This is a genomic window from Rugamonas sp. (assembly GCF_025354735.1).
GTDB lineage: Bacteria > Pseudomonadota > Gammaproteobacteria > Burkholderiales > Burkholderiaceae_D > Rugamonas.
On sequence record NZ_JANXMI010000063.1, the window covers coordinates 1 to 9558 of the forward strand.

Here is a 9558-nt window from a genome sequence, read left to right on the forward strand (position 1 = left end):
CTTTGAACTGGCTTTTTTCGTTTACCGCTGTCGTCGTATTTAAACGATAGGCGTCAACGTCAGCGGCTTGATCTTCGTTTCCAGCGCCTTGCCCTTGCGCGCGCGCTTGCCGATATGGGCCGTCAGTCCGGTCGCCACCAGGCGCACGTCCTGCGGCTTGGCGCCACGACCGATGCCGGACACGATCACGCCCTTCTGGCTGATGGCGCGCGCCGCGACCAGCACTTCCTTGTCGTCGAGCTCTATCAGGATCGCGCCGCGGCCGCCGTTGGTCAGGGTCTTCATTTCATCGAGACCGAACACCAGCACCCGCGCGTTCGCCGACACCACCGCCACCGCGCTGGCCTTGTCGTCGATCACGCTCGGCGGCAGCGGCAAATCGCCTTCGTCCAGCGTGATGAAGGCCTTGCCGCCTTTGAGCCGGCTGACCATGTCGCCGGCCTTGGCGATGAAGCCGTAACCGGCGCTGGTCGCCAGCATCAGCTGCTTGTCGCCCGAGCCGGCGAAGTAGTGCAGTATCCGCGCCCCGCCCGACAAGTCGACCAGCGTGGTAATCGGCACGCCGTCGCCGCGCGCGTTCGGCAGCGCGGCCACGGGCACCGAATACACCTTGCCGTTGTTGCCGAAGCCGAGCAGCGTATCGACGGTGCGGCATTCAAAGGCGCCATACAGCGTATCGCCCGCCTTGAACGCGAACTGCGCCGGGTCGTGGCCGATGCCGGTGCGCGCGCGTATCCAGCCTTTTTCCGAAATGATGACGGTGACCGCTTCGTCGACCACCTTCTGCTCGGCCACGGCCCGTTGCGCTTCCTCGATCAGCGTGCGGCGGGCGTCGCCGAACTGCTTGGTGTCGGTTTCGATTTCCTTGATGATGGCGCGCTTCATCGACGCCGGATTGTCCAGCAGGTCTTGCAGCGAACCGCGTTCCTTGCGCAGCTCCGCCAGCTCTTGCTGGATCTTGATCGCTTCCAGCCGCGCCAGTTGGCGCAGGCGGATTTCCAGAATATCCTCGGCCTGGATATCGGACAGGCGGAAGCGCGCGATCAGCGCGGCCTTCGGCTCGTCGGCGGTGCGGATGACGTGGATGACTTCATCGATATTGAGCAGGATGGTCTCGCGGCCTTCCAGGATATGGATGCGCGCATCGACCTTGGACAGCTTGAACTGCGTGCGCCGCGTGACGGTGATGAAGCGGAAATCGATCCACTCCTGCAAAATCTCGCCCAGGCCCTTTTGGCGCGGACGGCCGTCGCCGCCTATCATCACCAGGTTGATCGAGGCCGACGATTCCAGCGACGTATGCGCCAGCAGCATCAGCATGAATTCGGTCTGGTCCTGGTTCTTCGACTTCGGCTCGAACACCAGCCGCACCGGCGCGGCGCGGCCCGATTCGTCGCGTATCGTGTCGAGCGAATTGAGGATCAAGGATTTCAGCGCGACCTGCTCCGGCGACAGCGCCTTTTTCCCGAGCTTGATCTTCGGGTTGGTCAGTTCTTCGATTTCTTCGAGCACCTTCTGCGACGACGTCCCCGGCGGCAGTTCGGTGACCACCGCCTGCCACTGGCCGCGCGCCAGCTCTTCGATCTTCCAGCGCGCCCGCACCTTCATGCTGCCGCGTCCCGTCGCGTACATCTCCATGATCTGCGCCGGCGGCGTGATGATCTGGCCGCCGCCCGGGAAGTCCGGGCCGGGTATCATCGCCATCAACTCGCCGTGCGTCATCTTCGGATTGCGGATCAGCGCCACGGCGGCCTGCGCCACCTCGGTCAGATTGTGCGACGGGATTTCCGTCGCCAGGCCCACCGCGATGCCCGACGCGCCGTTCAGCAGCACCATCGGCAGCCGCGCCGGCAGCAGGCGCGGTTCCTCGGTCGAGCCGTCGTAGTTGGCCTGGAAGTCGACGGTGCCGAGATTGATCTCGTCCATCAAAATCTTCGCGATCGGCGTCAAACGCGCTTCCGTGTAGCGCATCGCCGCCGCGCCGTCGCCGTCGCGCGAGCCGAAATTGCCCTGGCCGTCGATCAGCGGGTAGCGCAGCGAAAAGTCCTGCGCCATGCGCACCAGCGCGTCGTACACCGACTGGTCGCCGTGCGGGTGCAATTTACCGAGCACGTCGCCGACCACCGCCGCCGACTTGCGCGGCTTGGCCGTCGAACTCAGGCCCAGTTCATTCATCGCGTACAGGATGCGGCGCTGCACCGGCTTCTGGCCGTCGCAGACGTCGGGCAGGGCGCGGCCCTTGACCACCGAGATGGCGTAATCGAGGTAGGCGCGTTCGGCGAAGGTGGACAGCGTCAGCACTTCGCCGCCATCGGTCGGGCCGCCCGGTTCACCCGGAGGCGGCGGCTGTTCGTCAAAGAGGTTTGCTTGTGTCATGTGTATTCGGTGTTCGGATTCTGATTAAATGTCGGCTTCGGCCTCGTTGCCGTGTTCTTCTATCCATGCGCGGCGGGCGGCGGCTTCGCCTTTCCCCATCAGCATATTGAAGCGCGCGGCGGCGTCGTTGTGGGCGAACTCGCCCAGCGACACCGGCAGCAAACGGCGCGTGTCCGGGTTCATCGTGGTTTCCCACAGCTGTTCCGCGTTCATCTCGCCCAGTCCCTTGAAGCGCGAAATGGCCCAGGCGCCGTCCTTGACGCCGTCCTTGCGCAGCTTGTCCTCAATGGCCGCCAGCTCGCCGTCGTCGAGCGCGTACAGCTTCTGGATCGGCTTCTTGCCGCGCGCCGGCGCGTCGACGCGGTACAGCGGCGGCCGCGCGATGCAGATGTGGCCCTTGGCGATCAGCGCCGGGAAGTGTTTGAAGAATAGCGTGAGCAGCAGCACCTGGATGTGCGAGCCGTCGACGTCCGCATCGGACAGGATGCAGATTTTGCCGTAGCGCAGACCCGACAAGTCGGGCGAGTCGCCGACGTGGTGCGGATCGACGCCGATGGCGACGGCGATATCGTGGATCTCGTTATTGGCGAACAGGCGATCGCGGTCGGTCTCCCACGAGTTGAGTACCTTGCCGCGCAACGGCAGGATGGCCTGGTATTCCTTGTCGCGGCCCATCTTGGCCGAGCCGCCGGCGGAGTCGCCCTCGACCAGGAAAATCTCGTTGCGCTGGATGTCCGACGATTCGCAGTCGGTCAGCTTGCCCGGCAAAACGGCGACGCCCGACGATTTTTTCTTCTCGACTTTTTGCAGCGAGCGCAGACGCGATTGCGCCTGCTTGATGACCAGCTCCGCCAGTTTCTTGCCGTATTCGACGTGCTGGTTCAGCCACAGCTCCAGCGGCGGCTTGGTGAAGCTGGCCACCAGGCGCACGGCGTCGCGCGAATTCAAGCGCTCCTTGATCTGGCCCTGGAACTGCGGGTCGAGCACCTTGGCCGACAACACGAAGGAAACCCGCGCGAACACGTCCTCCGGCAGCAGCTTGACGCCTTTCGGCAGCAGCGAGTGCATCTCGACGAAGCTTTTCACGGCGCCGAACAAGCCTTCGCGCAGGCCCGATTCGTGGGTGCCGCCGTTGGAAGTGGGGATCAGGTTGACGTAGGACTCGCGCACCACGCCGCCGTCCTCGGTCCACGCCACCACCCACGCCGCGCCTTCGCCCTCGGCGTAGCCTTCGGTCTCCGGCGTCGCATACTGCGCGCCCTCGAACAGCGGGATCAGCGTTTCGCCGCTGGAGCTTTGCGCCAGCGCCTCGGTCAGGTAGCCGCGCAGGCCTTCTTCGTATTTCCAGGTCTGGCTGTCGCCGGTCTTGGCGTTGGCCAGCGTGACGGTCACGCCGGGCAGCAGCACGGCCTTGGAGCGCAGCAGCCGTTGCAGCTCGACCTGAGAGATCACGGGCGAGTCGAAATATTTGGGGTCCGGCCAGGCGGTGACGCGGGTGCCGGACTTCTTGCCGTCGCGCGGCGCCGGCATGGACGTCAGCGGCTCGATCACGTCGCCGTTCGCGAACACCAGCTTGTGCAGGCCGTTGCCGTCCTGCTCCTTGCGCCACACCGTGATTTCCAAACGGGTCGACAGCGCGTTGGTGACGGACACGCCAACGCCATGCAAGCCGCCGGAGAAGGCGTAGGCGCCGCCGGAGCCCTTGTCGAACTTGCCGCCGGCGTGCAGGCGGGTGAAGACGATTTCCACCGTCGGCACGCCTTCTTCGGGGTGGATGCCGACCGGGATGCCGCGGCCGTCGTCTTCGACGGTGATGCTGCCGTCGGCGTTCTGGGTCACGACGATGTTCTTGCAATGGCCGCCGAGCGCTTCGTCGGAGGCGTTGTCGATCACTTCCTGGATGATGTGCAGCGGATTTTCAGTGCGGGTGTACATGCCGGGGCGCTGCTTGACAGGCTCCAGGCCTTTCAGTACGCGGATGGATGATTCGCTGTAGTCGGATGCGGGTTTTTTAGTGGCCATACGTGATCAAGCTGAGTATAAATGCGGTTGGTTTATGCGGACGCCTGCGCATTCTATCCTCAACGACCGGCAACGACGCTAAAGCTATAGGCCGAAGCCGACGAAATCTGTGGTTAAATAATAAAATGACAGGACTTCCCTGATAAAGACCGCGTGGCCGCATATGCAAACAGACACCCAAACAGATACCAGAACAGAAACGCCGGCCGGGAAGTTCCCCTTTGCGGTGCGGCTGCTGGGCTTCACGCCGGAGGAAGCCAACAGTCTGGCCGCCGGCCTGCTGCGCGCACCCGAGCCGGGGCCGGCGTATTTTTGTCTGTCCGCGCACAGTTTGCAAGAGCCCGACCTGTTTATCGCCAATGGCGACGAGATCAAGGCGTTGGCCGCGCTGGCCGCGCTCAGCTCCGGCGATTTGCGGCCCGCGCTGATCGTCGGTACGCCGGCGCTGACCTTGCCCTATCCCTCGCTGGCGCGGCCGCTCGCGTGGGACGGCGTCCACGCCGAACTGGCGCTGCTGGTGGCGCGCCGGGCCGACGCGCTGGCCTATCTGACGGCCGGCGGCACCACGCCGCCGCCGGAACGGCGCCTGCGCGAACGGCTCGATTTCGATTTGACCGACCCGGCCGAATACGTCAGCCAGCGCCGCGCCACCGCGCGCGGCGCGGTGCTGGTGCTCGACGACAGTCCCGCCTTCAGCGCCAACCTGGCGCGCTTGCTGTCGCCATACCGCATCGCGCTGGAATGGACCGACGATGAACCGAGCGCCGTCGGCTTCTGCGAAAAACAGGCCGTATCCGTGGTGCTGGTCAATACCGCCGTCGGCGGCATCGATCCCTACCGGCTGTGCGCCGCGCTGAAAAACTGCGGCGGCCTGCTGGTGCCGGCCGTGGTGCTGCTGGTCGCCCCGCCTTTTGTTTACGACGCCGACCAGGGCCAGGCGGTCGGCATCGAAGGCCTGCTCGACAAGCCGGTGGCCGACCAGCACCTTAGCGCCGTGCTGAAAAAATTGATGAACATCGTCTGACGGTTTTCGCGCGGCGCATTTATACGCCGCGTTTACATTTCACTGCCCACTTTTTAGACCGTTTTTACATCGGAATCGATAAGCTGTTTTGTATCGTAACGATCGAGACGGAGGCAGAAGATGCACGCATTTTTCACCACCCCGGCGGCCGAGCGCCGCTCGTTTTGGGTGCGCCGGGCCGTTGCGCCAGCCGCGCCGCCCGTTCCCGCGACGGCGCCGATGCCGGCCCAGGCCTGCCTGATGCAGATGACGGTGGACGCCGGCACCATCACCGTGCTGCGCCAGATGGTCATGCGCATCTGCGGCGAGGCCATGGAATTCATGCGCATCGAAGCCTGCGACCACGGCACGCGCATCAAGGTCTGGCTCTGCATCAGCGACGCGCTGGTGGCGCAGGTGATGGACGCCGTCATGCGCAACCTGCCGGACGCCGAATTCGGACGCTTTTCGCAGCGCGCGCCGCGGCGGGGCGCTGTGATTATCGCCATCGCCAATCAGATTGCTGGCGACGGCGGCAAGAGCATCGTCGCCAGCAATCTGGCGCTGCTGCGCGCCCGCGCCGGCCGCAAGGTGATGCTGGTCGACGCCGATCCGCGCCAGGCGTGCAGCGACTGGAGCAGCGAGCGCAACGCCGCCGGCCTGAAACCGCCGGTGGCCGCGCGCGCCGTCGCCGGCCGCGACCTGCCGCAGCAGATCGAGACGCTGGGCCTGCGCTATAACGATATCCTGATCGACACCGAAAGCGGCGACACGCCGGCCAGCCGCTGCGCGCTGATCGCCGCGCGGCTGGTGGTGGTGCCGGTGACGGTGGGGCAGGCCGATCTGGCCGGCCACTACCAGCTGATCGCGCGCCTCAATTCGGCGCGCATGTTCAACCCCGGCCTGCGCGTATTGTTCGTGATCGTCGGCGCGCCGGCCGATCCTAGCGACGCCGAACTGGCCGCCGTGCGCGCCTACGTCGCGCATGTGATGTCGGCCACGCTGGCCAGCACCATCATCCACGTCCGGGGCGCGCAGCGGCAGCTCGCTGGCGGCGGCATCGGCGACACGGCCAGCGGCGATCCGCGCGCCGCCGCCGAGATGCGCGAACTGTATCGCGAAGTCTTCGTCAGTAAATAAACAGGTGGAAGCGACGGGCGGCAGCGCAGCACCCGGCGGCGCCATCGGGGTCAGACCACAGTGTCGAGAGATTCATTCGAAACGGTGGTCTGACCGTTTTACGTGACCGGGATTCAGCTTTGCGGCTGCATTCCTCAGAACGGCGTCGCGGCCTGGAACACCTGGCGGTACAGATGGCGCACTTCCGGCGCGCACAGGCAGTCGCCGGTTTTGTAGGCATCCAATTCCAGTTCGCTGTGCCGGGTGTGATAAGCGCCGCTGTCGTCGAGCACCAGCGTATCGGCCAGCCGCGCCGCCGAAATCTGCGCCACGAACACCAGCACGCAGCCCACTTCGCGCGGCGACAAAGCCTGCTTCGCCTGGGCCACCGACACCAGCACCTGCATATGCGGATTGACGGCGCGGGCGTGATGTATCCGCTCCAGCAGCGCGTCATGCCCATGCGCCTCCAGTTCCGCCGGTCGTATCAGCACCACGATCACGCCGGCCGCCGCCAGCGTCAGCGCGCTGGTGCCGCTGCCGGCGCCGATCACCACATCGTCATAGAAGCTGCGCGGACCGAGCAGCCCGCAAGCCTGCGCCGTCTGCGCCGGCGACACCAGCAGCACCTTGCCGCCGGCCGAGGCGCGCAACAGCGCCAGTTCCTGCGCCAGGTCGGACGCGGCTTCATCGTCCATGCCGGTCAGCGCGACGATCACGATTGCACCGCCGTCGGCGCCTGCTGCAACTGCCGCTGCGGCGCCTGGCGGGACGCCGGCGCATAGGCCGGCACCAGCATCAGCTGCTCCAGCGCGGCGGCCAGCTTGGCGCGACAGGCCGCGCCGACGGGCGCCATCGGCAGCCGCAGTTCTTCGCGCAGCTGTCCGCGCATCGCCAGCACCGCCTTCAGCGGCGCCGGATTGGGCTCCGAGAACAGCAGCCGTATCATCGGCAGCAGATGTTGGAACAGCTGGCGCGCCTGGTCGAGGCACTGGGCGCGGATCAAGTCGTAGAGCTGCACATACAGGTCGGCGCGCACATGGGCCGCCGCCGAAATGGCGCCGTGGCCGCCGCCGCACAAGGCCGCGAACAGCAGCGCATCGTCGCCGCACAGCATGGCCAACGGCGTTTGCTGGATCAGGTCCGTCATCTGCGCCAGGCTGCCGCCGGCCTCCTTGATGGCGCCGAACTGCGGCCGCTGCGCCAGCCGCTGCACGGTCGCCAGTTCCAGATTGACGCCGGTGCGCGCCGGGACGTTGTACAACACGATGGGCCGCGACGTGGCGTCGGCGATCACCTCGAAGTGGCGCAGCAGGCCGTCCTGCGACGGCCGCACATACGACGGCGCCGACACCAGATAGCCCGCCAGCTCCATATCGTCGAAGCGCATCACGCGGGCGGCGGCGGCGTAGGTGTCGCTGCCGCCGATGCCCATCAGGACCGGGCAGCGCTGCCGCGCCGTCTCCAGCACGGCCGCCAGCACCGCGCCTTGTTCATCGCTGTCGAGCTGCGACGCTTCGCCGGTGGTGCCGCAGACGACCAGGCCATGCACGCCCTGCGCGATCAAGCCATCGGCCAGGATTTGAAGCCGGGGCAGGTCGATTTCGCCATCGCGGAAGGGCGTGACCAGCGGCACCCAGATGCCGTGCAGCGCTGTTCGGTGTACCGGAAACAAGGAATTCGACATGATGTACTCGGGAGGTGGCAAGGTAAAAAAGCTTATTCCTCCGCTCGTAAAAATGGTCTAAATAGTCGCTGTGTAAGCGTAAAAACAGCGTAAACATCGAGGTCGCGGTTTAGCCGCGCCGCCGCCAGCGGTGCCGAAGTCAGACCCGCCGTGGCGCTGCCGACTACGGATGTTGAACTCAAGCGGCTCCGACCCCCGCCTCTTATCCTGGTCAAGTTCCCAAAGGATCTTCCGCGATGGCTGTACGGATGGTCTGGACAATTTCGCTAACCAATCCTGCCACGTTGCGCTGTTCGAGTATTCGCTCCTCTCCATCGTCGGGATCCATGCCTAGCTGAAATCTGGCTGCGGCCACCGAACCGTTCCGCTGATAGCCCTCGACGCCATGGCCATCGCAAAACCGGACTTCCAGTGCCTTCAGCGCTGCCAGGATCGCGGGCCCATGCTGGCCGGATCGATAGCGTTGAACCATTTGACCGGCGACCTGCTCCGGCGTTCCAGCATACCGCAACACGTGGATCAGGTCACCGGCATCCTTGTTTTCTGCGCGTTGGTCGAACGCGATCGCTTTCAAGATGACGAAGGAAGTCATGTCGGCATACCGGACCGTTTCCGTTGAATAGCCGCCACCGTCGAATAGTTCGGCAGTGACCTCGGTCTCGGCAAACCAATCATGCACCACAGCGGCATATATCTGATGCCCAGCGCCGAGACCTTCTCACCCTCAATCGGTATCGGTTTTCCGATCAGCGCGGGATCGGTGGCGTCATGGAGAAATTCAACCAGCACCCTTTCGCGCTCGGTGATCTTGCGCTCCCACTGCCAACTCGATGCGCGCCCATCGTCCTTGCGGTAGCGCTTGAATCCACGTGCCTTCAATTGCTTGGCCAGCGAATCGTAGCCCTTGCCCTCGGCGATAACCTGTAGGTTGAAGACGATGTCGACGTCAGTGGTCCCCGCATGCGCAGGAACGTCGGGCGGCGTTTCCGGCGTCAGGTAGCGTGGCACCAGGCCGCCGACCAGGCGAAGGCTATCCTTCAGCGTGCCGAACGCACTGAGCAGGGCCACCAGCACGCGCTCGCATGCCACCGTTTGCGCGCTCACGTAGCCGGCCGCCGTTCTCGGTTTTTCTGCAGTCGCCATCCTATACTTTCAGGTGATTGTGACGAAGCTCAAGGGACAATTCTTTATTTCTTCCTTTTCCGTCTTGAAGGTCTAGGCAGAGTATGAATGTGTTGGCGATCCGTACGCCTGACGAACCGTGCAGATTCGTAAATAGCATGCTGGCGCCGGACCGTTCGATGAGGGTAACGTTTCCTCCCTTCTCGGCTGGCTTCAAGTTGAGCGCCGC

8 protein-coding genes and 1 pseudogene are annotated in these 9558 nt (G+C 64.8%); 2 read left to right on the top strand and 7 right to left on the bottom strand.

Annotation, left to right across the window (positions count from 1 at the left end):
- Window positions 1-39: 39 nt before the first annotated feature.
- Together parC and Q0S71_RS06470 are read right to left on the bottom strand one after the other, a co-directional pair.
- A complete protein-coding gene (parC, locus tag Q0S71_RS06465) occupies window positions 40-2376 on the bottom strand; it encodes a DNA topoisomerase IV subunit A (RefSeq protein WP_295993069.1) in 2337 nt (778 codons plus the stop codon).
- A 24-nt stretch (window positions 2377-2400) separates the two neighbouring features.
- Window positions 2401-4398 (bottom strand): DNA topoisomerase IV subunit B, encoded by a 1998-nt coding sequence (locus Q0S71_RS06470; protein WP_295993072.1) that lies wholly within the window; start codon window positions 4396-4398, stop codon window positions 2401-2403.
- Between the two features lie 163 nt (window positions 4399-4561).
- Here Q0S71_RS06470 and Q0S71_RS06475 point away from each other — a divergent pair, with 163 nt between their 5' ends.
- Both Q0S71_RS06475 and Q0S71_RS06480 read left to right on the top strand, forming a co-directional pair.
- A complete protein-coding gene (locus Q0S71_RS06475) occupies window positions 4562-5422 on the top strand; it encodes a response regulator (RefSeq protein WP_295993073.1) in 861 nt (286 codons plus the stop codon).
- Between the two features lie 120 nt (window positions 5423-5542).
- On the top strand, window positions 5543-6541 hold the full coding sequence (locus Q0S71_RS06480; RefSeq protein WP_295993076.1) for a hypothetical protein: 999 nt from the start codon (window positions 5543-5545) through the stop codon (window positions 6539-6541).
- Window positions 6542-6675: 134 nt separating this feature from the next.
- On the opposite strand, the gene Q0S71_RS06485 is transcribed toward Q0S71_RS06480, so the two are convergent.
- The 5 genes and pseudogenes from Q0S71_RS06485 to Q0S71_RS06505 form a co-directional block, all read right to left on the bottom strand.
- Window positions 6676-7239, bottom strand: coding sequence for a hypothetical protein (locus tag Q0S71_RS06485; RefSeq protein WP_295993077.1), 564 nt, complete (start codon window positions 7237-7239; stop codon window positions 6676-6678).
- Complete coding sequence (dapA, locus tag Q0S71_RS06490) at window positions 7236-8207, bottom strand: 4-hydroxy-tetrahydrodipicolinate synthase (protein ID WP_295993079.1); 972 nt, start codon at window positions 8205-8207, stop codon at window positions 7236-7238. Before dapA ends, Q0S71_RS06485 begins: the two co-directional genes overlap by 4 nt.
- 211 nt (window positions 8208-8418) lie before the next feature.
- Window positions 8419-8799, bottom strand: coding sequence for a hypothetical protein (locus Q0S71_RS06495; protein WP_295993081.1), 381 nt, complete (start codon window positions 8797-8799; stop codon window positions 8419-8421).
- On the bottom strand, window positions 8796-9350 hold the full coding sequence (locus Q0S71_RS06500; protein WP_295993084.1) for a hypothetical protein: 555 nt from the start codon (window positions 9348-9350) through the stop codon (window positions 8796-8798). The genes Q0S71_RS06495 and Q0S71_RS06500 overlap by 4 nt, the downstream gene beginning before the upstream one ends.
- 1 nt (window position 9351) lies before the next feature.
- A pseudogene (locus tag Q0S71_RS06505) lies at window positions 9352-9558 on the bottom strand (hypothetical protein); the annotation flags it as partial.